This is a genomic window from Halioglobus sp. HI00S01, from assembly GCF_001635445.1.
GTDB classification, from domain to species: Bacteria; Pseudomonadota; Gammaproteobacteria; order Pseudomonadales; family Halieaceae; genus Halioglobus; species Halioglobus japonicus.
Window position 1 is genome coordinate 205,422 of record NZ_LWEE01000110.1, and the last position, 21,261, is coordinate 226,682.

Below are 21,261 nucleotides of genomic sequence, written 5' to 3' on the forward strand. Positions count from 1 at the left end.
GCGGACGCCGGAGCGCGCCATGGATGGCCTTGCAGCGATTTCGTAAGGCTGTGCGGAAGTTCTGTGCCGGATAGCCTTCATCAAATCCAAATCGCCCCCCAAACCCAAAAATTCAACCCAAGTAGAGCGGATTTTGCTGATCAATCCCTGTACAATGCGCGCCGTCCTAGTGAAGCAACCCATTTGAAGGAAACGATTATGTACAGCAATCGCGATTTTAACCGCTGGCGCCGTCACCCCTGGCACGGCCTGCACATCAAGGCTGATGAAGCCCCTGAAGATATCTTCCAGGTGTACATCGAAATGACCGCTGACGACGTGGTCAAGTATGAACTGGACAAGGCATCCGGCTTCCTGATGGTTGACCGCCCCCAGCGCACCACTTCCAGCCCCCCCGCGCTGTACGGTTTCCTGCCCCGCACTCACTGTGCCGAGGAAGTAGCAGCTCTGTGCCCCGATGCCGACGAAGCTGACGGCGATCCGCTGGACGTTTGCGTATTCTCCGAGCGCCATATCACCCGTGCCGACATCATCCTGAACGCCCGTGTTATCGGTGGCATCCAGATGATCGACGGTGGCGAAGCCGACGATAAGATTATCGCGGTACTGGAAGGCGACAACATCTGGGGCGACGTTCACGATATCGCTGACCTGCCCAAGATCAAGGTAGAGCGTCTGCAGCACTATTTCTCCACCTACAAGCTGGTGCCCGGGAAGGATGTGAACATCAAGGTGGACCACGTCTACGGTCGCGACGAAGCCCTCAAGGTGATCGCTGCTGCTGAGAAAGATTACTGGAACCACTATGGCCACCTGCACGAAGCGGCCAAGGAAAAAGAGAACGGCTAAGTTCTCAGCGCCCGGCGCCTTGCGCGCCGGGCATTCTCCCCCCCGCTCTCTTTACGCGGGACACCATCCTTCAGGCACCTGCACGTAGCGGTTAAAAATCTGCTCCAGGTCTGCTTCGATTTCGGCGCGCAAGCCCAGCTCAATACCTTCCCAACTCTGGTGCAACAACTGCGGCGTCAATGCCCCTTCACAGCCCGTGGCCAGCGGTGCGTAGCTAAGATGCCAGCGCTCGGGCGCAACACCTCCACGATCTTCACCGTAGGGCCGGTAAAAGCCATGCGATTGCCCCTGGGCCATACGCTCATCCAGCCAGCAGTGGAGCGGATCGAACATGCCACCCGGGGCAATCTCCTCTGGACTTAACTGCAGGCGATAACCCTCGGGCAGTGCGGCTGCGTCAAACACATCCAGATCGGTGCCCCAGTGATGGCGTGACGCACCCGGTAGCGCTGAAAAGCGCAGAATGGCGTGGAGCCGCTCGACAGGGGTCATGGCATCGGCATCAAGGAGGTTGCCCGCATCATCGTGCAGGCTTCGCTCACCCGCCGCCTTGCCATTGAAGATAGCTAATTGACGCGCAAAGGAGCGGAAGCAACTGGCGGGGGCGAGGTCGAAGCCGGCCTCCCTGGCATCCGCCTGCAACCGGGCAAACGCGGCTGCCGCGGCAGGACTCAGCCGCGCCGGGGTGTCCGCCGCTACCAGATGGGATTCTTCGCGGCCCGTGAGCTGAGACAGCGAGAGCGTCATTGGGGATCCACGCTAAACGTGAGCGACCTGCTAAGGGCCATTTGTTGCGGCGAGACGGAAGCGCCCCAGGCCATGACCTCCACACCGGCATCGATAACCTCAGCCAGCGTGTCCCGGTAGCGCGGGTCGATCTCACTGGCGGCACTCACATGGTCGATGCCCTCGTGCAGGGCACAGAAAAACATCACCGCACGGGTGGCCGGGCCCAGCACGTCGCGCAGTTCCTGCAGGTGCTTGCGGCCGCGGTCGCTGACCGCGTCCGGGAACAAACCCTGGCCACGCGCCGAGCACAATGTCACGGACTTCACCTCCACATAGACCTTGCCAGTGTCACCCTCAAGCAACAGGTCAGCGCGACTGCCGTTGCCGTATTTCACCTCAGTGCGAATTTCCGGGTAGTCCGTAAAACCTGGGATAAGACCGCTGGTAAAGGCCTCCTTTACCAGGGCATTGGCCCGCACCGAGTGGATACAGGCCATACCGGTGCCCGTTTCCACCAGTTCCCAGGTGTGCGGATATTTGCGGGTTTTCGAATCCGACCGGCTCAGCCACACCCGCCAGCCCGGCTCGGCGCAACCGGTCATGGCACCGGTATTGGGGCAATGGACGGTAATCACTTTACCGCTGTCGAGCTCCACATCGGCCAGGAAGCGCTTGTACCGCTTGATCAAGGTGCCTTCGATCAGGTCACTCACCGCAACACCCCAGCGAGGCGCTCCACCGCCAGCTCCAGCCGGTCCATTGACGCGGTGTAGGAGAAGCGCAGGTGTTCTGCGGCGCGATGGTGGCCGAAGTCCAGACCTGGGGTCAGCGCCACACCGTGCTCTTCCAGCATTTGCAGGCAAAACGCCTGACTGTTATCGGTAAACCTGGAGGCATCGGCATAAATGTAGAATGCCCCTTCAGGCTTGCAGGGCACGTCAAAGCCGAGCGCCTGTACTGCGGGATAGAGAAAGTCACGTCGCTGCCGGAAAATATCCCGGCGCTCGTCCAGCAGTTCACGCGTTGCCGGCTCAAAACCGGCCAGTGCCGCATACTGAGCCATGGTCGACATGGAGATAAACAGGTTTTGTGCCAGCTTCTCCATCTCCTCTACCGCCGCCTCCGGCGCCACGAGCCAGCCGAGGCGCCAGCCCGTCATACCGAAATACTTGGAGAAACTGTTGATGACGAATGCGTCATCATCGACCTCGAGCACGCTCGGCGTGGCCGCGTCATAGCCCAGGCCGTGATAAATCTCGTCGACCACCAGGTAGCCTTTGCGCTGCCGCACTGCGGCGGCGACAGCTGCCAGCTCCTCGCGCGACAGCGCGGTGCCGGTGGGGTTGGCCGGTGAGGCCAGCATGGCGCCAATGGTATTAGCTCGCCAGTGATCGCCCATCAGTTCAGGTGTCATCTGATAGCGCGTGCTGGCGTCAACAGGCACCAACTGCCCCTTCCCCTCGACCAGGCGCAGGAAGTGGCGATTGCAAGGATAACCCGGGTCAGCCATGAGCATGCCGTCACCGGGATTCATCAGCAGCGAGGCAATCAGCAGCAAGGCACCGGAGGCTCCCGGGGTGATCATGATTCGGCGGGGCGAAATATCCAGGCCATACTCTGTCTGATAAAACGTCGACAGCGCCTCGCGCAACACCGGCAGCCCGGCTGCTTCGGAGTAATAGGTGGCGCCGTCGGCAAGCGCCTTGCNCCCCGCCTCAACAATCGGCGCCACGCTGGCGAAATCCGGTTCGCCGGCGGCAAGGTGCACAATATCGCACCCCTGGGCTTCCAGCTCCCGGGCCCGCGTCAGCACTTCCACCACCCTGAATGGCTCTATTTCCTGCAGGCGCCGGGCGAAGCCACCGGGCCTTGATTTATTCTGCATACATCCCCCGCTTATCAAGGGGCCATTCTAGCAACAGACTAAAAAGCTGGCACGCAGTCAATGAATCTGGTAGTTTCTCCGCCCTTGGCCTGATCGGGATTTCCCAATCGGCCATTCTGTGAGTATTGTGTCGTCAATGTTTTTAGTTATGGAAGACAACCATGCCTAGAGCAGCAGCTAAAAAGCCCGCCAAAAAAGCAGCCTCCGTCGAGTTCAAGAACTTCGTGCCTTATAAGCCCAAGCGCGGCGAAGAGTACATGAACGAGAAGCAGTGCGAGCATTTCAAAGCCATCCTCTTGAACTGGAAAGCCGAGTTGATGGAAGAAGTGGATCGTACCGTGACTCACATGAAAGATGAGGCCGCCAACTTCCCCGATCCGGCAGATCGCGCTACCCAGGAAGAAGAGTTCAGCCTGGAGCTGCGCACTCGCGACCGCGAGCGCAAGCTGATCAAAAAGATCGATTCCACCATCGAGCGTATCGAGCAGGAAGACTACGGTTTCTGTGATACCTGCGGTATTGAGATCGGCATCAAGCGGCTTGAAGCCCGCCCTACTGCCAACCTCTGCATTGACTGCAAAACACTCGATGAAATCAAGGAGAAGCAGGAGCTGGGCTAAGCGCCTTGCCCCACTCTCCCACTGCGTATCGGGGGCGCTTCGCCCCCTCACCGACCGGCCCGCTTCATCTGGGCTCTCTGATTGCCGCTCTTGCAAGCTATCTGGATGCCCGCGCCAGCGATGGTACCTGGCTGGTGCGCATGGAAGATCTCGACCCTCCCCGGGAGCAACCGGGTGCAGCGGACAGTATCTTGCGCAGCCTTGAAGCCCACGGCCTGACCTGGGATGAAAGCGTGCTCTGGCAAAGCCAGCGCCACGAAGCCTATACCGCGGCGCTGGCAGAACTAGAGCGTAAACAACTGCTATTCAGCTGCGACTGCACGCGAGCAACGCTCGGCCCTGGCGGCGCCTGCCGTGGACGCTGCCTGCCCCGCCAGGAACAACTCAAACCGCCCTGCGCACGGCGTGTTCGCGTGCCGGAGAGCACCGTCATCCAGTTTCAAGATGCCTATCAGGGCCCTCAACAGGACGCCCTGGGCAGCGCGCTGCCCGATTTCACCCTGCAGCGCAAAGATACGCTCTACGCCTACCAATTGGCCGTGGTTGTCGACGATGGTTTCCAGGCTATTAGCCATATTGTTCGGGGCTCAGATCTGCTCGACTCAACTCCGCGGCAATACTATTTGCAGCGCTGCCTGGACCTGCCCCACCCGGCGTATGGCCACCTGCCCGTGATTACCAACGAACTGGGGCAGAAATACAGCAAACAGAATCACGCGCCTGCCCTCGATGGCGACCGGGCCGCACACAACCTGCGCCAGGCACTGGCATTTCTGCACCAGAGTGTACCGCCGGCAGACGCAGGCTCGCCACAAGAGATTCTCGACTACGCCTGTCAGCACTGGCAGCCGGGCGCGATTCCCGGGGTAATGGGCCTACCCGCCGCACAACTGCCGACGGCCTGAGCTTTACCGACCTGCCCCGCCCGCGTAGTATCGCCCGGGTAACCCCCCAGGCTCTCAACCACAGGGACACCGCCGCACCATGTACATCCAACGCACTCTGCTGCTGGCTATTGTTGTCCTGTTGGTGTGCTTCCCTTTTATTACCGACTGGCTAACCAGCGATTTCAGCGCATGGCTGCGCCCGTACCTGGTGTGGATTGCCATCGTGTTTGTCGCCTGGCTGGCCCAGCGACCGAGGCAGGGTGATGACCTTTAGCCTCACTGAAATACTGGTTCTGGTAGCGTGCTACCTGTCGCTGCTATTTGCCATTGCGCACCTGGCAGAGCGGCAGATTATTCCCCGCGCCGTCACTCATCATCCGCTCACCTACGTGCTGTCACTCGGTGTGTTTGCCGGCGTCATGAGCAGCAACGTGGTGATCGAAGTGGCCTATCGTTACGGCTACAACTTCCTGGTGTATTACTGCGGCGCGGGCCTGGTCTTTCTGCTGGGCACCCTGATACTCGTACCTATTCTGCGCCTGTCGCGGGTTTATCAACTCGCGTCTCTGGCCGACATGCTGGTTTTCCGCTTCCGCAGCTCGCGGGTGGGCGCCGCGATTACCATCACGATGAGCCTGGCCATGCTGCCGCTGCTGGCCCTGCAAATTCAGGTGGTCAGCGACAGTGTGCACTATTTAACAGGCTTCGGTGCTGGCGAAGCTCATTCCGACTTTCCGCAGACCTCGGTGGCACTCATGGTGTGCATTGTGATTACCCTGTTTGCGATCCTGTTCGGCACCGGGCACGCCTCATCCCGGCGCCGCAATACCGGCCTGGTAACTGCGATGGCGTTCGAGTCACTGGTCAAGTTACTGGCCCTGCTGGGCGTTATGTTCGCGGTGATTTATCAGCTCTTCAGCGGTCCTGACGATCTCGCCCAATGGCTGCGGGAATACCCGCCTGTTCGCCAGCAACTCACGACCCAGCTGAGCTTTGAAAACGCCCACACCCTGCTCTTGGTATTTTTTGCCGGCGCAGTGTGCATGCCCCACATATTCCACATGATGTTTGCCGAGAACACCGAGAGCAAGCACCTGTACACGGCCTCCTGGGGTGTCCCGCTGTACTTGATGTGCCTGAGCCTGCCGGTTTTACCGCTGGCCTGGGGTGGCATGATGCTGGAACACCCCATACCCATGGCCTACTCCGGGATTGCCATCGGCCAGCATCTAAACCTGCCCAATGTATCGATCATGGCCTTCATCGCTACCTTGTCGGCGGCCACCGCGACGATTGTGGTGACCACCCTGGCGCTGGCCAATATGTGCCTCAACCACCTGATCCTGCCCTATGGCCTGCTCAAATTAGCTGAAGAAGCCGATATCTATCGGCCGCTGCGACATATCCGCAGAGCATTCATCGTCGTGCTTATCCTGGCGGGTTACGGGTTTTACCTAGGGCTCGACGACAGCCAGAACCTGACCGCCCTGGCACTGGTGGCCTTTTCCGGTACGCTGCAATTTTTGCCTGGCATCATTGCCACACCGCACTGGCCAAGGGCTAATCGCCGCGGCCTGCTGGCCGGGCTCGCCGGCGGCCTGGGCGTGTGGCTGGCACTGATCATGATGCCCGCCATTCTCGGCGACCCCCAAATCCTCGACGCCCTGTTTCCCTCCATGGCCGCAGACAGAGTCAGCATGTGGGCCATGGTCACCATCCTGTCACTGGGCTTTAACGTGGCATTGTTTGCAGCGGTATCACTGCTTACCGAACCGACCGCTGATGAGCGTATTGCGGCGGAAATCTGCGCCATGGATGAGCTGGCCCGCCCCACTCGGCAGATCCTGCCACTGGCGTCTGCCGCCGGATTCAGTGAGCAACTGGCGCCGGTGCTGGGCGAAAAGGCGGCAGCCGACGAGGTGCAACGCGCCCTGGCAGAACTCCATTTTGGGGAGGACGAGAACCGTCCCTACGCTTTGCGTCGGCTGCGCAGGCGTATTGAAGCAAATCTCTCCGGGTTGCTTGGCCCCTCCTTGGCCCACACTATTATCGAGCAGGCCATCCCATTCGTAGACAGCGGCACCGAAGATATCAACCTGATCGAACGCAACCTGGATTCAGGTCAGGTCCAGTTCACCGGCCTCGCCGCCGATCTGGATAAACTGCGACGGCGCTACCGGGAGACACTGGACCAGCTGCCCATCGGGGTGTGCTCTATCGGCACTGACGGTGAAATGCTGATGTGGAACGCGGCCATGGAAGACCTGACAGAGGTCACTGCCGACGATGTACAGGGCTCGCTACTGACAACGCTGCCCGATCCCTGGCAGGCGCTGCTGGCCGACTTCCAACGCAGCGAGGACGATACTGTGCTCAGTGCCGAAATCACCACCGACCCCACGGACCCGCGCTGGGTTAGCCTGCACAAAACCAGCGCAGCCGATGGCGACACCGTTATTCTGGTGGAGGACATTACCGCCTACGAACGCCTCGAGGCAGAACTGCTACACAGCGAGCGGCTGGCGTCGATCGGTCGCCTGGCCGCCGGGGTCGCCCACGAGATCGGCAATCCGGTCACAGGTATCGCATGCCTGGCCCAGAATCTGGAATATGCGGACGACCCCGAAGAGATAGCCCTCACCGCCCAGGATATTCTCAAGCAGACCGACCGGGTCACTAAAATCGTGGAGTCGCTGGTCAACTTTTCCCACGCAGGCTCGAGCAACGAATCCATTGAGCTGGGTCCCTGCAATCTCGCCGACTGTATCGATGAGGCCATCCACCTGCTGTCGCTGGACCGGGATGCCCGCCAGGTGCGATACACCAACCACTGCGACCGGGAGCTGGTGGTGCTGGGCGACAGCCAGCGCCTGCTGCAGGTGTTCGTCAATCTGATTGGCAATGCGCGGGATGCCTGTGACGATGAGGGGCACATTCAGGTACAGGCCTATACCCGCGGCGAACACATCCTCGTGGATGTCGACGACAACGGCAGCGGGATCCCAGCAGAGCTGCAAAACCAGGTGTTCGACCCCTTCTTCACCACCAAGGATCCCGGCGCCGGCACCGGCCTGGGACTCGCCCTCGTATACAGCATCATGGACGACCTGGGCGGCTCTGTGCAGCTCACCAGCCCCCTCCAGGAGGGCCCTCATCCCGGCACTCGCTTTACGCTCAAGCTTGCTACCAGCAGTTACGGTAGCCAGTTCGATATGTAACTCTCGCCCACACTTTAACCCCCCACAAGCTGGCAACTTGGCCGCGCTAGGAGTATGTTGTGTCAGTTGTACACAACAGGTAACAACCCATGCAGCAAATTCTCGTTGTTGAAGACGAAAGTGTTATTCGTACTGCCTTGCGCCGCTTGCTCGAACGGAGCAACTACGAGGTCAGTGAGGCCGGCTCGGTCCAACAGGCCGAGGCAGAGTTCAACTTTGAGGATTTTGACCTAATTATCAGCGACTTACGCCTGCCCGGCGCACCCGGCACCGACCTTATCAAGAAGGCCGGCGATGTACCCGTGCTGATTATGACCAGCTATGCCAGCCTGCGCTCCGCAGTGGACTCAATGCGTATGGGCGCAGTCGACTATATCGCCAAGCCCTTTGATCACGCCGATATGATCAGCGCCGTGGAGCGAATTATTGCCGATCATCCCACCGCACGCGCTGAGCGGGAGAAAGAGAGCCAGCGCCGGGCGAGCAACGCCGCTGGCATCACTGGCATTATTGGCAACTGCCCCGCTATGCTCACCCTGTTCGAGCATATCGAGCGTTTCGCACCCACTGAATCGACCGTGCTGGTACTGGGCGAGACCGGCACAGGCAAGGAACTGGTGGCTCGCAGCGTCCATCAGCGCAGCAGCCGAGCAGAGAAAACGCTGATCTCGGTGAACTGTGCCGCCATCCCCGACACGCTGATCGAATCCGAACTGTTTGGCTACGAGAAGGGTGCGTTTACCGGGGCGAACACCAGTCGCATGGGTCTCATCGAAGCCGCTGATGGCGGCACCCTGTTCCTCGATGAAATTGGCGAACTGCCCATGGAGGCACAGGCCCGCTTGCTGCGCTTTATTCAGGAAGGCGAGATCCGCCGAATCGGCTCTGTGCACTCACGCAAAGTCAACGTGCGCCTGATTTGCGCCACCCACCGCAACCTGCAGCAGCTTTCCGCCGAGGGCCAATTCCGCCAGGACCTTTACTACCGAATTAATGTCCTGCGCCTGTCACTGCCCCCACTGCGCGAGCGCGGCAAGGATATTCTCCATCTGGCCGAGAGTATGGTGCAGTCGCAGGTACAAAAGCTGGGCCGACCGGCCATGCAGCTCGCTCCCAAGGCCATTCAGGCTATAACCACCTACCAGTGGCCAGGCAACGTCCGCGAGCTGGAGCATGCCATCGAGCGCGCTGTCGTCCTCAGTAGTGGCACCGAAATCGACAACGAAAGCCTGGGTATCGATCTGGAGCTGGTGAACATCAATCGCATTCGCGGCCAGGAGGGCATTGCTGCCACACCTGCTCCCCGCACCAGATCAACCAGCGAACCCCAGGAAGACCTCTCCCTGGAAGACTACTTCCAGCGCTTCGTCCTGGAGCACCAGGACTCGATGAGCGAGACCGAGCTGGCACAGAAGCTCGGGGTCAGTCGAAAGTGTCTCTGGGAGCGTCGCCAGCGCTTTGGCATCCCCAGAAGCAAGGCGGGCAACACCCCTCGACGCAGAAAAACCGCCGCTCAGTCCTGAAACGTAACGTTACCCTACCCCTATGTGGTTACGAATGCCGGGGTATTAAGGTAACAAACACGGATGAAAGGGGTATCATAGCCTTCACTAAAAAAAACTAAGCTATTGTTTTTAAACATTATTTCAAAATCTGGCACAGCAACTGCATTTTAAAGCGCGCATCACCAATAAAAATAACAGATGCGTTAATAACAATAATACTTATCACTATGGACCTGGATGGGGAAGAACTTCTTCCCCTTCAATTTCATAACAATAAAATCCCACAGGTAGGGTTTGGCTAGCGATATTGTCGGTCTTTGCCTTGGTTGTAACTTTTACAGTTATGAGCGATTGGGCATTTAACAAAACCATGTTTTGATAAGTGTCTATAAAAATAACAGCACCTTAGAAATAATAATAACTCTCGATGTGAGACCTGGATGGGGAAAACTCTGTTTTCCCCATTATTCATTTCCCCTTTTGAAAACCGACCAACAGCAACCTTGTGATAGACTGCGCGCCAGTTACCACCCCCTGATACAGGCAGAATTGGCTTGAACGTAATCCCCAGGGATCAACACTGTATTTCCCGCACACACATCAGCGACAGCGCACTGAAGGTCATGTCGCGCCTGCGCGGCCAGGGCCACCAGGCCTATCTGGTCGGCGGCGCCGTGCGCGATCTGCTACTTGGCGGCCACCCCAAAGACTTCGACATTGCCACCGACGCCACCCCAGAGGAAGTGCACCAGTTGTTTCGCAACTCGCGCATCATCGGCCGTCGCTTCCGTATCGTCCACGTGCGCTTCGGACGCGAGATCATCGAGGTCACCACGTTCCGCGGCCACCACGACAACGGCGAAGCAGACGCCCGAGCCAACAGCGGCAACCACTCGCGACAGTCCGCCAGCGGCATGCTGCTGCGAGACAACGTCTACGGCACCCTGGAAGAAGATGCAGTGCGTCGCGACCTCACGGTCAACGCGCTTTACTATGATGCCGGTACGTTCGAGGTTTACGATCACGTACACGGCCTGGAAGACCTGGAAAAGCGCCACATCTGCATTATTGGCGATCCGCAGGTGCGCTTTCGGGAAGACCCGGTACGCATGCTGAGGGCGGTTCGCTTCGCCGCCAAACTCGACTTTGGTATCGACAGCGACACCGCAGCCGCTATCCCCGAATGCGCCCACCTGCTGCGAGACATTCCCGCCGCCCGCCTGTTTGATGAGTTTCTCAAATTGTTCCTGTCCGGCTACGCGGCGGCCACCCTGGAACAACTACTACGCCACGACCTGCTCCAGTTCCTGTTTCCGGAAACGAGCGAGCTTTTGCTAGAGGATGAGCACTACCTCGCCCTCGTACGAGCCGCCATGGCTAATACTGACGAGCGCATCGCCCAGGACAAACCGGTTACCCCCGCCTTCCTGCTCGCCGCGCTGCTGTGGCCCGTGGCCAGTCGCCTGGCCAGCCAACTTGAGGCCCGGGGCGAGCCGCCCATGCCTGCCATGCACAGCGCAGCCCAGCAAACCATTGCCGAAGCGGTTCAATTCGTATCGATTCCGCGCCGCTTCAGCCAGCCCATGCGCGAGATCTGGGAATTTCAGCTGCGCCTCAAAAAGCGCCAGGGGAAAAAGGCGGCGGAGCTGTTGGAGCATCGCCGATTCCGGGCCGCTTACGATTTCCTGCTGCTGCGCGAACAGGCCGGGGAGGAAACCGATGGCCTCGGTGATTTCTGGACCCAGTACCAACACCTGGCACCGCAAGACCGGCACCGACAGCCAGAACGCGACGGGCCGCGTCGCCGCCGACGCCCGCGCCGTCGGCGCAGCAACAAGAGCGAATGATTCGCGCCTATATCGCCCTGGGCAGTAATCTGGCCCAGCCCCTGACCCAATTGCGCCAGGCCGTCATGGCTCTGGCCAAACTTCCTAACAGTCAGTTGATCGCCAGTTCGCTCGCCTACCGCAGCAAAGCCGTGGGCCCCGGCGAGCAACCGGACTACCTGAATGCCGTCGTCAGTATCGATACAACCCTCACCCCCACCGCACTTCTGGACGCACTACAGGCCATTGAAAACCAGCAGGGGCGCCTGCGTGCCGAGCGCTGGGGGGCGCGGACCCTCGATCTGGATCTGCTGCTCTATGGCGAGCAAACGATCGACGAACCGCGTCTGCAGGTCCCTCACCCGCGCATGACAGAGCGCGACTTCGTGCTGCAACCACTGGCCGACATCGCGCCACCAAAAATGATGCTGCCGGACGGCCGCGAACTTGATACATTACTAGGCCGATGCCCCAGGGGTGGACTGGTTCGCACAGAACTGACTATCGCCCCGGACAATGCAGGCCCAGATTCGGAGACCCGGCCATCAAGATCGACCTGAAGGGGCGCAACCCGCCCGCCTACATCGCCGTCGAGGGCCCTATTGGGGTCGGCAAGACCACGCTAACCAAACGCCTGGCAGCCACGTTCAACTACCAGACCTTGCTCGAGGAGGCGGAACAGAACCCGTTTCTTGAGAAGTTTTATCGCAATCGCCAGCAGGCCGCCCTCGCCACCCAACTATTCTTTCTGTTCCAGCGAGCACAAAAACTCCAGGACCTGCGCCAGGCTGACATCTTCGAGCCCGTTCGAGTGGCGGACTTCCTGATCGAGAAAGACCCACTGTTTGCACGTATCAATCTGGACAGAGAAGAGTTCCAGCTCTATGAGAAGGTGTATCAGCAACTGACCATCGATGCCCCTAAACCCGATCTGGTCATTTATCTGCAGGCGTCCACTGACGTGCTGCAATCGCGAATTGATCAGCGTGGAATCCCCGCCGAACAGGCCATCGATAGGGATTATCTGGAGCGTCTGAACGAAGTGTACAGTGAGTTCTTTCTATATTACGATGGCGCCCCCCTGCTAATCGTGAATGCCAGCGAGATCGACCTGGCCAACGGCGAGCGGGACTATGGACACCTGGTGGACTACATGCTGGATATCCGCAGTGGCCGCCATTATTTCAACCCAACATTTTTTGGATAGTCTGCGCCATGGCCAAGGTAACCACCAGCACCCTGGACAAGATGAAAGCCGCCGGCGAGAAGTTCGTCTGCATCACCGCCTACGACGCCACCTTTGCGCGACTTGTTAGCGAGGCCGGCGCTGAAACTATTCTCGTGGGTGATTCCCTCGGCATGGTCCTGCAAGGACACGACAGCACCATCCCGGTCACTGTCGATGACATGGCCTATCACACCGAGTGCGTGTGCCGCGCCCAGCCAGATTCACTGGTGATCGCCGACATGCCTTTCATGAGCTATACCACCCACGACCAGACGATGGCCAACGCCACAGCCCTCATGCAGGCGGGCGCGCAAATGGTCAAAATGGAAGGCGGCACTTGGCTGTCGGACAGTATCAGTATGCTGGTGGAGCGTGGTATTCCAGTCTGTGCCCACCTCGGCCTCACCCCCCAGTCTGTCAACCAGTTTGGCGGTTTCAAGGTTCAGGGCCGCACCCCCAAGGAAGCCAAGTCGATTCTTGCTGACGCGGTAGAGATTCAGGACGCCGGCGCCAGCCTGCTGGTGCTGGAGTGTATTCCCTCCCACCTGGCGACAGACATCAGCGAAAAGCTCGATATTCCAGTCATTGGCATTGGCGCTGGCGCTGGCACTGACGCCCAGGTATTGGTGATGCACGACCTGCTTGGCCTGTCCGAACACACGGCGCGCTTCGTGGAAAACTTCATGGACGGACAAACCACCATCCAGGGCGCCCTGCAAGCCTTTGTGCAGGCGGTAAAAGCCGGCCAATACCCACGCGAAGAGCACAGCTACAGCTGATTTTCCGCACCTTTTTGGTGCACAAAAACCCACCTCGCTTTCGCTTTTTTGTGGTCCATATACCCATTTGTTACAAAAGAACGCTTCCTAAAGTAACAATCGGCGTGAATTTTTCATAAATCCCCATTGCCCACACTTGGGGCATGGGGCATACTTGCCTGCCCTCAAAAGCTGCACAAGCTTTGGGGGAATTCAGTGAGTGTTCTTTGCTGGTTTAGCATCACCACCCACCGCGTGGGAGAGGGTTAGATATGCGAACTTACAACAATGCCGCCCAACTGCAGGCCGCTCTCGGGAAACTGCGCCGCGAAGGCCAGACCATTGCCTTTGTGCCCACCATGGGTAATCTGCACGAGGGTCACCTCGATCTGGTCCGCAAAGCGCGGGCGCTCTGCGACATTGTCGTCGTCAGCATTTTCGTCAATCCTCTCCAATTTGGCGCCAACGAAGATCTGGATGCCTACCCCCGCACCATGGCCGCCGACAAAGAAAAGCTGTTCAGCGAAGGCGCCCAGGTTTTGTACGCCCCCGGCGTGGAAGACATTTATCCCGAGGGCATGGCCGTCCAGACCGTCGTCCAGGTGCCCGATCTCGGTGACACACTGTGCGGAAGCAGTCGCCCGGGCCACTTCGACGGCGTAACCACGGTGGTCAACAAGCTGTTCAACATCGTCCAGCCGGACGTGGCGGCTTTTGGCGAGAAAGATTTCCAGCAGCTGTCGATTGTTCGCAAGATGGTTCGCGACCTGTGTATGCCGGTGAAGGTTGTCGGCGTTCCGACGCGCCGCGACGAGGATGGCCTGGCCATGAGCTCGCGCAATGGTTACCTGACCGGCGCCGAGCGCGAGATCGCACCGCTACTGCACGAGACTCTGAACAATTGCCGCGAGGCCATTGCCTGCGGTTTCGATAATTTCCTGCAACTGGAATCCCACGCCCGTATGAAGCTGCTGCAGGCCGGGTTTGAGCCGGATTATTTTGCCATTCGCGATGCCCGCACCCTGCGCGCAGTCACTGAAGACAGTGAAGAGATAGCCATTCTGGCCGCGGCCCGACTGGGCAGCACTCGCCTGATCGACAACGTGCGTCTGTCACTCAACCCCGCCGAAGACTGGGGCATGCTGGCGGACGGCTAAGTCGTCTCACCGATTCAGTTAATCACCAGATTATCCCGGTGCACGAGCTCCTCGCCACCGGTGTAGCCCAGAATTCCCTCGATCTCGCTGGACGCAGAACCCATGATCTGGCGGGTTTCAACAGCACTGTAATTCACCAGCCCACGGGCAATTTCCCGGTTTTCACTGTCGCGACAGGACACCATGTCGCCGCGCTGGAAATCACCCTGCACGCCGCGCACGCCCACAGGCAAAAGGCTGCGGCCTGACTCGCGCAGTACCCGCACAGCGCCATCATCCAGCGCCAGACTGCCGCGCACCTGAACCATTGAGGCCAGCCATTGTTTGCGCGCATTCTGCGGCTGCTTCCCGGTCCGCAACCAGGTTCCGATATTATCTCCAGCAGTCACCCGCGAAATCACACCCTCAACGCGGCCGCCGGCAATCACAGTTTCCGTACCGGACCGCGCAGCGACGCGCGCGGCCCGCAGCTTGGTCACCATACCGCCACGGCCCAGTGCACCGCCTTCCCCGGCCATGGCATCCAGCTCCGGCGCATTGACGTCGCTGCTCTGTACCAACTTCGCTGTGGGGTTCTGCCGAGGGTCTTCGCGGTACAAGCCCTGCTGATCAGTCAGCAACAACAGCGCATCAGCGTCGATCAGGTTGGCCACCAGTGCACCCAGCGTATCGTTGTCGCCAAAGCGAATTTCGTCAGTCACCACGGTGTCGTTCTCATTCACCACGGGCACTACGCCAAGGCCAAGCAGGGTTTTAAGCGTGCCACGGGCATTCAGGTAGCGGTCGCGCGCTATGATATCGTCGTGCCCCAGCAACACCTGGGCGGAGATAATGTCATGTTCAACGAAGGCGTTCTCGTAGGCCTGTATCAGTACCGATTGCCCGGCAGCGGCGGCGGCCTGCAACTCGTGCAGCAGCTTTGGGCGGGCATTCATTCCCAGGCGCACAATGCCGGCAGCCACGGCGCCGCTGGACACCAGCACCACTTCGCAGCCGCTGGCCCGCAGCTGTGCCAGCTGCGCCACAATCGTGCGGATCATGTTCTCGTCGAGGCCGCGGCCGTCGTCCGTCAGCAGCGCACTGCCGACCTTGACGACCCAGCGACGGCTGGCGCTTATCTCGGCTCTATTCGTCATTCAGGGTACGTACTCAACATCTACGTCATAGTCATCTTCGTCCCAATCGTCGCCATCCTCGGCATCGGCATCAGGTCCGCGGCGGCGCTGACTGCGCAGCTCTTCAATGCGCTGGCGCGCCTCGTCCTGCATGCGGTGCTGCAACTCCACATCCGCCAGCGCCAGCTCGGGGTCGGCCGCCTCGCGCTCACGCAGCTCTTCCAGGTAGGCCATGAGGTCACCACACAGGCGGTCGGTACCCTCGCTCTTGATCGCTGAGATCTCGTAGACAGGGCCCTGCCAGTCCAGTGCCTCAAGCACTTTGGCTTTGCGTTCGGCGAACGTCTCGGCATCTACCAGGTCGGTCTTGTTGAGCACCAGCCACCGCTCGCGCTCGGCCAGTGTCGGACTGAAGCGTCCGAGCTCACCGGCAATCGCCAGTGCAGCATCCGCCGGTTCCACGCCGTCATAGGGCGCCATATCTACGATGTGCAGCAGAATTCGGTTGCGGGTCAGGTGCTTAAGGAAGCGGATACCAAGCCCGGCACCTTCCGAGGCACCCTCAATCAGACCGGGGATATCGGCCACCACAAAACTGCGATGAGCCTCGACTTTAACGACGCCGAGGTTGGGCACCAAAGTGGTGAAGGGGTAATCAGCCACTTTGGGCTTGGCGGAGGACACCGCGCGAATAAAGGTGGACTTGCCGGCATTAGGGAGGCCGAGCAGGCCCACATCCGCCAACACTTTCAGCTCGAGTTTCAGCGAACGGATCTCACCGTCGCTGCCAGGCGTCGTCTGCCGCGGTGCGCGGTTGGTACTGGATTTGAAACGGGTATTTCCCAGGCCGTGGTAACCACCCTGGGCCACCTTCAGCTGCTGACCATCCGCCTGGATGTCGCCGAGAATCTCACCGGTATCTTCGTCCAGCACCGTCGTGCCCACGGGCACTTTGAGCACGAGGTCATCGCCGCTCTTGCCGGTGCAGTTACGGCCCTGGCCGGCCTGGCCGGGCTCTGCCTTGTAAGTGCGAACAAAACGGTAGTCGACCATGGTGTTGAGGTTGTTATCCCCCTCCAGGATCACGCTCCCGCCGTCACCGCCATCGCCCCCATCGGGGCCGCCTTTGGCGATGTACTTCTCACGGCGAAAACTCAGGGCACCATTGCCGCCCTTGCCTGCATGTACTGTGATGTTCGCTTCGTCTACAAACTTCATCTTGGTTGCTCCGGTGCGCTAGTTCCGTGCGCCCCGGCAAAGATTGGTTTACCGCTGGACCCGCCGTGAACCCGTCCATGGAGGCTTATAATCGGCATCCCTGCTTCATACAGTCCATCGGTAAACCAGTCTCTGCCGCGTCGCTCGAGTGCGGCAAAAGCAGCAGGATAGCGTAGTTTCTTGCTGCTCACCGCACAGTCACTGAAGGTGCGGTCATTACTTCTTTGAAAGATAAAAAAAAGCCCCGTCATTTGACGAGGCCTTTTGGTGCATATCGCGTCAGTGCGATCAGGCGCTCACCACCTGAACGAACTTGCGGTTCTTTGGACCGCGGGTAACAAACTCTACTTTGCCGTTTTGCAGGGCAAACAGAGTGTGATCCTTGCCCATGCCTACGTTTTCACCGGCGTGGAACTTGGTGCCACGCTGACGCACGAGAATGTTGCCTGCCAGGACTTCCTGACCGCCGTAGCGCTTAACGCCAAGGCGTTTACTCTCGGAATCGCGTCCGTTACGGGTACTACCACCAGCTTTTTTATGAGCCATTCTTCAAACCCTCCTGTTTACGCCGAAATACCAGTGATTTTCACTTCGGTGAACCACTGGCGGTGGCCAGTTTCTTTCCGATGGTGCTTACGACGGTTGAACTTAACAATTTTCACTTTCTTGTGGCGACCGTGGGCAACCACTTCAGCGGTGACCTTGGCGCCGTCTACGACGGGGGTGCCAATTTTGACGTCTTCGCCTGCGCCGGCCAGCAGAACCTTGTCGAACTCGACAGTTTCGCCAGTGGCGGCTTCAATTTTTTCCAGCTTGAGGGTTTCGCCCTCAACTACGCGGTGCTGCTTACCACCGGCTTCGATTACTGCGTACATATTGCACTCCGTTTAATTAGCCTGCTCGCATTTGGAAAAAACCCTTATAAATCAAGGGGGCAGAGCCAGGCACAAACAGTTGGTTAAAGCATCTGCGGCAACCCATAGGGTGCAGCAGGAGTCAGAGGGCGGCGATTTTACTGAAAACCACCCACCCTCGCAAGGGTTAATTATTGGCTAAAAACAATAGCTTGCGCTGGCCGGGACCTCTGCCGCCGTGCGCTTGACAGGGGTGGGGGCTGGCCCTAGCATGCCCGGGCCATTTCTTGTTGCTTCATCTATATGCAAAACATACGCGCCGCCGTGGCCTCTGAGTTCGAGCAGGTCAACCAACTGATTGTTGAACAGCTCCACTCGGAAGTGGACATGGTCGAGAATATCGGCCACTACATTGTCGACGCCGGCGGCAAGCGCCTGCGCCCACTGCTGGTGCTGTTGAGTGCAGCGGCCCTGGGTCCTTGCCAGCAGGACCACATTAAATTTGCCGCGGTGATCGAATTCATTCACACCGCCACCCTGCTCCACGACGATGTGGTCGATATCTCCAGCCTGCGCCGCGGCCGGCCCACCGCCAACGCGGAGTTTGGTAACGCACCATCTGTTCTGGTAGGCGACTTCCTCTATACCCGGGCGTTCCAGCTCATGGTAGAGCTCGCGGACATGGACATACTGCGGCAGATGGCTGATACCACCAACACTATCGCTGAGGGCGAAGTACTGCAACTGGTCAGGGCCGGCGATGCAAATACGACCGAAGCCCAGTATCTGGAGGTCATCACTCGTAAAACAGCCATCCTGTTTGCTGCAGGCTGTTACGGTGCGGCAGTACTTAGCGGCTGTGACGACGACCGGCGGCAGGCCATGCACGATTTCGGCCTGAACCTCGGCATTGCCTTCCAGATGATCGACGACGTGCTCGACTACGAAGGGGACCCGGCCACCATGGGTAAAAATGTCGGCGACGATCTCACTGAAGGTAAACCGACGCTGCCCCTCATCTACACCCTGGAGCACGGGACCGCAGAAGAGCAGGCCCTGGTGCGCAAGGCGATTTCCGAAAAGACGGCCGAGGATATCGACCAGGTGCTGGCTGCCGTACAGCGCTGCGGCGCGCTTGACTACACCCGCTCGGAAGCCAGGCGCTATCACGACATGGCATTGGCTAACCTCGAAGAGCTGCAGGACAGTGCGGCGCGCACTGCGCTGGCAGCGGTAACGGCGCTCTCGATCGACCGGGATCACTGATTTAGATTGCGTCCGCGGGCGCCTGTTTTTATACTCAGGGCCCCATCGCAGCATTCCTACAAACACAAAGCTGCCTACAACCACTCGCCGCACTAACAACAAGGACGACGGCAATGGCTGCTACCCTTCTTTCGCAACTTCCCAGCTTTGGGAAGCTCTCTGATATGGCGCTGGCGATGAGCGACAGCTCAGTCAACGACTTATTCACAACCGACCCTGAGCGCGCCTCGCGATACACCCTGGATGCTGCGGGCATCACGCTCGACTACAGCAAGCACCTGCTCGATGACACCGCCCTCGCGGCGCTCTACACCCTGGCTCGCGAGGCGGATCTGGAGCACGCAGCCACGGCCCTGCTCGATGGCACTGAGGTCAACAACACAGAGGCGCGACCGGCACTGCACAGCCTGCTGCGCGCGACCAGCGCACCCGGCCTGGAAGACAAACTGGCACAAGTACAACGCAGCCGAGCCACCATGCGCGACTGGGCCGAGCGCCTCAACAACAGCCAGCACCTGGGCTTCAGTGGCGCCGTCATTACCGACGTGGTCAACATTGGCATCGGAGGCTCTGATCTCGGGCCGCGACTCGTCACCGAAGCACTGCGCCCCTTCCAGGGAGACGTGGCCTGCCACTACGTGGCCAACGTGGACCCGGCCGATTTACAAAACACCCTGCGGGACCTGAACCCGGACACTACCCTGTTTATTGTCTGCTCCAAGTCCTTCCGCACCGAGGAAACCCTGACCAACAGCCTGGTGGCCCGCGAGTGGATGCTCAACGCCGGCGCCAGCGAGGCCGACCTGGCCATGCATTTCCTGGCCATTACCACCAACCTCGAGGCCGCAACCGAGTTCGGCATTGACGCCGACAATTGCCTGCCCATGTGGGACTGGGTCGGTGGCCGCTACTCGGTGTGGTCAGCCGTCGGCCTGTCCTGCGCCATCGCCGTGGGTTGGGACAACTTTGAACAGTTCCTGGCAGGCGCTGCCGCCATGGACCGGCACTTCGCCGAGGCGCCGCTCGAGCAGAATCTACCCGTACTGCTCAGCCTGCTAGAGGTGTGGTACTGCAATTTCTTTGGCGCCGGCAATCACGTCGTCCTGCCCTACGACAACGCGCTACAGCGCTTCCCGGACTTTCTCCAGCAACTCACCATGGAGAGTAACGGCAAAGGCGTGAGCAAATCTGGCCAGCCTGTGGACTACGCCACGGGGCCGGTGCTGTGGGGCTCAGCCGGCACCATGGGCCAGCACTCTTTCCACCAGCTACTCCACCAGGGCACCGAACTGTGCCCGACCGATTTCATCCTGCCGCTAACGACCCACACGGGCATGACCGAGCAACACCGCCGCCTGGTCGCCAATTGCCTGGCCCAGAGCCGTACCATGATGGTGGGCCGCTCGCTGCAGGAGGCGTATGCGTCACTGGTCGAGCGTGGTGTCGACCCAGCGCGAGCGGAGGAACTGGCACCTCACCTGGCCATGCAGGGCAACCGACCGAACTCCGTCATCACAATGGAAGCCCTCACACCAACGACCCTGGGCGCCCTTATTGCCCTGTACGAGCACCGCACGTATTGCAGCGGCGTCATGTGGGGCATCAACTCCTTTGACCAATGGGGTGTCGAGCTGGGCAAGGAAATCGGTGTCCAGATTCACGGCATCATGGTGGGCGAGAGCACCAACGCTGCGATGGATCCTGCCACCGACCGCTTGATTGCTGCCTGGCAGAAAGCGCAGGACTAGGCCATTTCCGACTATCCGCCCTGCCGACGGGCAATAGCGTTTCCTCGCGGCCGTATGTTTTGCAACAGCAGCTACGGCCGCAGGGCAACTCGGCGTGGGATTGCTTTGCAATCCTCAGGCACGCCTCAAACACTCCCTGCGGAAAGCCCTTCGCTGCTTCTGCAAGATATAAGCACGGCCTGATGGCTCGAAAACCCTATCGCCCGCCGGCATGGCTCCGATCAAGCTAAACGCCGAGCAGACTTGCGTGTAAAAGACGGCGCGTTATTTGCTCAGAGAACAAACCAGAGCAACGTCACTGGGTAGAGGTGGACGGAACCATAAGGCCACGCTTTTTGCGCAGCGGGAGGCAGCGCAGGGCTTTTCGCGGTGGGTTTTTGAGGAGTGTTTTGGAATTG

At 59.6% G+C, this 21,261-nt stretch carries 20 protein-coding genes; 13 read left to right on the forward strand and 7 right to left on the reverse strand.

Annotated features, from left to right (window positions below):
- The first annotated feature begins 198 nt into the window (after positions 1–198).
- Entirely contained in the window at positions 199–849 is a 651-nt protein-coding gene (locus A3709_RS13755) for an inorganic pyrophosphatase (protein ID WP_066055580.1), read from the forward strand.
- 51 nt (positions 850–900) lie between these two features.
- Here the strand turns inward: A3709_RS13755 and A3709_RS13760 are convergent, their stop codons facing one another.
- The 3 genes from A3709_RS13760 to A3709_RS13770 are packed head-to-tail and all read right to left on the reverse strand — an operon-like array spanning position 901 to position 3,463.
- Entirely contained in the window at positions 901–1,596 is a 696-nt protein-coding gene (locus A3709_RS13760) for a M15 family metallopeptidase (RefSeq protein WP_066055583.1), read from the reverse strand.
- The gene (gene sfsA, locus A3709_RS13765) at positions 1,593–2,291 is read right to left on the reverse strand and encodes a DNA/RNA nuclease SfsA (RefSeq protein WP_066055586.1); all 699 of its coding nucleotides are present in this window, start codon (positions 2,289–2,291) and stop codon (positions 1,593–1,595) included. The genes A3709_RS13760 and sfsA overlap by 4 nt, the downstream gene beginning before the upstream one ends.
- Positions 2,288–3,463, reverse strand: a complete 1,176-nt coding sequence (locus A3709_RS13770) for a pyridoxal phosphate-dependent aminotransferase (RefSeq protein WP_066055589.1) — start codon at positions 3,461–3,463, stop codon at positions 2,288–2,290. The genes sfsA and A3709_RS13770 overlap by 4 nt, the downstream gene beginning before the upstream one ends.
- 161 nt (positions 3,464–3,624) lie before the next feature.
- On the opposite strand from A3709_RS13770, the gene dksA reads away from it, so the two are divergent.
- The 10 genes from dksA to panC all read left to right on the forward strand — a co-directional run bounded on the left by dksA (position 3,625) and on the right by panC (position 14,662).
- Complete coding sequence (gene dksA / locus A3709_RS13775; RefSeq protein ID WP_066055592.1) at positions 3,625–4,083, forward strand: RNA polymerase-binding protein DksA; 459 nt, start codon at positions 3,625–3,627, stop codon at positions 4,081–4,083.
- A gap of 5 nt (positions 4,084–4,088) precedes the next feature.
- Positions 4,089–4,988 (forward strand): tRNA glutamyl-Q(34) synthetase GluQRS, encoded by a 900-nt coding sequence (gene gluQRS / locus A3709_RS13780; RefSeq protein ID WP_066055595.1) that lies wholly within the window; start codon positions 4,089–4,091, stop codon positions 4,986–4,988.
- Positions 4,989–5,067: 79 nt separating this feature from the next.
- Complete coding sequence (locus A3709_RS23310; protein WP_156507760.1) at positions 5,068–5,244, forward strand: hypothetical protein; 177 nt, start codon at positions 5,068–5,070, stop codon at positions 5,242–5,244.
- Positions 5,234–8,188, forward strand: a complete 2,955-nt coding sequence (locus tag A3709_RS13785) for an ATP-binding protein (protein ID WP_066055598.1) — start codon at positions 5,234–5,236, stop codon at positions 8,186–8,188. The genes A3709_RS23310 and A3709_RS13785 overlap by 11 nt, the downstream gene beginning before the upstream one ends.
- Positions 8,189–8,277: 89 nt before the next feature.
- Positions 8,278–9,711: a sigma-54 dependent transcriptional regulator gene (locus A3709_RS13790; protein ID WP_066055603.1), complete on the forward strand. Its 1,434-nt coding sequence runs from the start codon at positions 8,278–8,280 to the stop codon at positions 9,709–9,711.
- A 536-nt stretch (positions 9,712–10,247) separates the two neighbouring features.
- A complete protein-coding gene (gene pcnB, locus A3709_RS13795) occupies positions 10,248–11,540 on the forward strand; it encodes a polynucleotide adenylyltransferase PcnB (RefSeq protein WP_066055606.1) in 1,293 nt (430 codons plus the stop codon).
- On the forward strand, positions 11,537–12,079 hold the full coding sequence (gene folK, locus A3709_RS13800) for a 2-amino-4-hydroxy-6-hydroxymethyldihydropteridine diphosphokinase (protein ID WP_066055608.1): 543 nt from the start codon (positions 11,537–11,539) through the stop codon (positions 12,077–12,079). Before pcnB ends, folK begins: the two co-directional genes overlap by 4 nt.
- Complete coding sequence (locus A3709_RS13805; RefSeq protein ID WP_231871182.1) at positions 11,986–12,726, forward strand: deoxynucleoside kinase; 741 nt, start codon at positions 11,986–11,988, stop codon at positions 12,724–12,726. Before folK ends, A3709_RS13805 begins: the two co-directional genes overlap by 94 nt.
- Positions 12,727–12,734: 8 nt before the next feature.
- Positions 12,735–13,526, forward strand: a complete 792-nt coding sequence (gene panB, locus A3709_RS13810; RefSeq protein ID WP_066055612.1) for a 3-methyl-2-oxobutanoate hydroxymethyltransferase — start codon at positions 12,735–12,737, stop codon at positions 13,524–13,526.
- A gap of 251 nt (positions 13,527–13,777) precedes the next feature.
- Positions 13,778–14,662 carry a pantoate--beta-alanine ligase gene (gene panC, locus A3709_RS13815; protein ID WP_066055615.1) on the forward strand — a complete coding sequence of 295 codons (885 nt, stop codon included), beginning with the start codon at positions 13,778–13,780 and terminating at the stop codon, positions 14,660–14,662.
- Between the two features lie 14 nt (positions 14,663–14,676).
- Here the strand turns inward: panC and proB are convergent, their stop codons facing one another.
- The 4 genes from proB to rplU form a co-directional block, all read right to left on the reverse strand.
- Positions 14,677–15,798, reverse strand: coding sequence for a glutamate 5-kinase (gene proB / locus A3709_RS13820; RefSeq protein ID WP_066055618.1), 1,122 nt, complete (start codon positions 15,796–15,798; stop codon positions 14,677–14,679).
- Entirely contained in the window at positions 15,799–16,995 is a 1,197-nt protein-coding gene (gene cgtA / locus A3709_RS13825) for an Obg family GTPase CgtA (protein ID WP_066055621.1), read from the reverse strand.
- Positions 16,996–17,283: 288 nt separating this feature from the next.
- Complete coding sequence (gene rpmA, locus A3709_RS13830; RefSeq protein WP_066055624.1) at positions 17,284–17,541, reverse strand: 50S ribosomal protein L27; 258 nt, start codon at positions 17,539–17,541, stop codon at positions 17,284–17,286.
- 17 nt (positions 17,542–17,558) lie between these two features.
- Positions 17,559–17,870: a 50S ribosomal protein L21 gene (gene rplU / locus A3709_RS13835; RefSeq protein ID WP_066055627.1), complete on the reverse strand. Its 312-nt coding sequence runs from the start codon at positions 17,868–17,870 to the stop codon at positions 17,559–17,561.
- A 282-nt stretch (positions 17,871–18,152) separates the two neighbouring features.
- On the opposite strand from rplU, the gene A3709_RS13840 reads away from it, so the two are divergent.
- Both A3709_RS13840 and pgi read left to right on the forward strand, forming a co-directional pair.
- A complete protein-coding gene (locus tag A3709_RS13840) occupies positions 18,153–19,115 on the forward strand; it encodes a polyprenyl synthetase family protein (RefSeq protein ID WP_066055630.1) in 963 nt (320 codons plus the stop codon).
- A gap of 113 nt (positions 19,116–19,228) precedes the next feature.
- On the forward strand, positions 19,229–20,863 hold the full coding sequence (gene pgi / locus A3709_RS13845; protein WP_066055633.1) for a glucose-6-phosphate isomerase: 1,635 nt from the start codon (positions 19,229–19,231) through the stop codon (positions 20,861–20,863).
- Positions 20,864–21,261 lie beyond the last annotated feature (398 nt).